General features: G+C 58.6%; 2 protein-coding genes and 1 pseudogene. 1 reads left to right on the forward strand and 2 read right to left on the reverse strand.

Features of this window, described 5'->3' with window-relative positions; all coding sequences use genetic code 11:
* Positions 1–373 (forward strand): hypothetical protein (locus IC66_RS48045; protein ID WP_038951229.1); only part of this gene is annotated, 373 nt, incomplete at its 5' end.
* 425 nt (positions 374–798) lie between these two features.
* Here the strand turns inward: IC66_RS48045 and IC66_RS0140035 are convergent.
* Together IC66_RS0140035 and IC66_RS0140040 are read right to left on the reverse strand one after the other, a co-directional pair.
* Positions 799–1,275, reverse strand: a pseudogene (locus tag IC66_RS0140035) (Lrp/AsnC family transcriptional regulator); the annotation flags it as partial.
* Positions 1,276–1,696: 421 nt separating this feature from the next.
* Entirely contained in the window at positions 1,697–1,933 is a 237-nt protein-coding gene (locus tag IC66_RS0140040) for a hypothetical protein (RefSeq protein ID WP_038951231.1), read from the reverse strand.
* Positions 1,934–2,269 lie beyond the last annotated feature (336 nt).

Below are 2,269 nucleotides of genomic sequence, written 5' to 3' on the forward strand. Positions count from 1 at the left end.
TTTCGCAGCTCGTCCTCCGATAGGGCCTGGCGGTGCCCCCCGTGCCGGCCTTGGCGGCCCGGCGCCTCGTCTCGGTACTGGACCTGCACCGCGCGGTGATCTCGCGGCGGCTGGGCGTGTCGGCGCCGCTGGTCGGGGCGGACCGACGGTGGAGAGTGCGGTTCGCGGCACATCGGTCACTTACAACCGCTTCGGAGACCACGGCCGCTACGGCGGATACCAATACGGCCATCGCGCCGCCTATGTTGCAGGCGCCTATGCTGCCGGAGCCTCTGCCGGCTACACCTATGGCCGTTCGCGCGATGACTATTCCTCGGACAGTGACTGCCACTACGTCTACGGGCGATACCGGCGCGTGATGGTGTGCAATTAGCGCATCGCGATTGTGCTCAGAAGCGACTTCATCCTGCGAGGCGCGTGAGTCACTTGTCCCCTTTAAGCAACTCAACATTGGCCTCCGCCTTCCGGAGTTTCGCCGCGCCGGTAAGGTTGCGATCGTGCGACGAAACCGTTCTCGGTCGGATAAGCCCGGGGCTGCGACCAGTAAGTCAGAGCAGGCGAACAATGGGATCGAAGTTCGAGGCGCTCCGCGGCCGCGTTGCGTATGATTTCACGCTAGCCTACGATCTTGTGCGATGTTTGTACGGATCGCGCTTGGCGCTGATTGCGTTCTATGCGCGAGGCTTGAGATGGGCAGGTATTGGAGCAAGCCGTCCGCTAAACAACAGCGCAAGTCAGCCTGGGGTGTGATGCGGAAGCGTCAGCAGCGAGTTGGTCGCCTGACCACTGAGGATCGAGCAGTGTCTTGAGCGGAAGGGCATGCTTCACGATGGGAGATTTCAGCAAGATATAGCTGAAGTATTTCTCGATGCCGACGTTGCGTTCAAGTAGGTTTTCCATTCGCTCTTGATAGTGGTTGATGTTGCGGCACACGAAGCGCAGCAAATAGTCGTAACCGCCGCTGATAAGATGGCATTCCATCAGCTCGTCGACGTTGCGCATACAGGACTCGAACTTGACGAAATCTTCCTTGCGGTGATCGACTAAGGTGATTTCGGTGAAGACCGTTATGCTCTCGGTCAGCTTCGCAAGGTTGATCTGCGCACCATAGCCCCTTATGTACCCGGCCGCTTCCAGCCGCTTGACACGTTGCAGGCACGGGCTCGCCGAAAGGCCGACTGCCTCGGCCAGATTGGCGTTGGTCATCCTGCCGTCCTTCTGCAGCTGGACGAGGACGTTCAAGTCGATTCGATCGAGCTTCGGGATGCCGTTCAATGGTCTTGAACTCTTAATCCGCGGGTCCCAGGTTCGAGCCCTGGTGCGTCCACCACCTTTAAAAGATTGGCCCGCAAGAGCTTTTTTAAGCTCTTCGACAGAACAATGCACGTCTCGTGCGACGTTCTTTGTATTGGGTGGACACGGCCAGATTGCCGTTCGGCTTTTTCCTGGTCTCTATATCGTCACCCATTCGATAAAGCGCACAGATCCGATGGGACAAGTCGATTACGTGCTTGTCGTAGCGCTCGTACGGATTGTCTCAGCCGCGAAAAGGGCGGCGAACCTTCTGAAAGTCAGGTAGATGCCACAAGCGGGGCGTTGCGGGACAGCTGGCCCGAAGAGGGGGCGTGGGGCGGCGCAGCGATCGCTGGCGGAGCCGCAAAGATCCGTCGTGCACGCACGATCTAGCTCTTCCGCGTCAGCCGCGCTTTCGCTGAGAGGGTGGCTTGAACTCCACGACCTCGTGCTGGCCGCACGGATTAGGTGGCTCATTTTTCTTCACGATTAGCTCAAGCTCGAGAGCCTCGAAGGCGAGCTCATCCGCCAAGCGCTTAAACAGCTCGCGCTTTTCCATGTCCGTCGCCTGCTGACTCATCAGCGTAAACTCTCTGGCGTCAGCGCGGACCTTTTCCAAACGTCGTCGGAGGTCCTTCATGTGTGCCGGCTTAGCTTTTAAACTTATCCTCGGCCCGAACAATCAGTTTGCTTGTTCGGATCCACCGGGAGTCAACTGCCGAAACGCGAATTTGGTTCTATGCGGACCGCCAAATTCGCCGCTCATCGTGCTGCGAAATTTGGCCGTGCTCCACCCGGCCCCTGTTCAGGGATTGCGGGCTGAGGACGGCCGTCCTGGCTGATGAGCCATCCCTGTCCGGCTATCGCCGGATGATGCATAGAATTAGCATACCTGAAGGGCCATGAATGTTCGAAAGCGCACAGACGCGAGTGTTGCGCCCGACTAGGGTCTGTACCTAAATAGCGCCACGTGATT

Source organism: Bradyrhizobium genomosp. III (genome assembly GCF_000261705.1).
Taxonomy (GTDB): domain Bacteria; phylum Pseudomonadota; class Alphaproteobacteria; order Rhizobiales; family Xanthobacteraceae; genus Bradyrhizobium; species Bradyrhizobium ottawaense.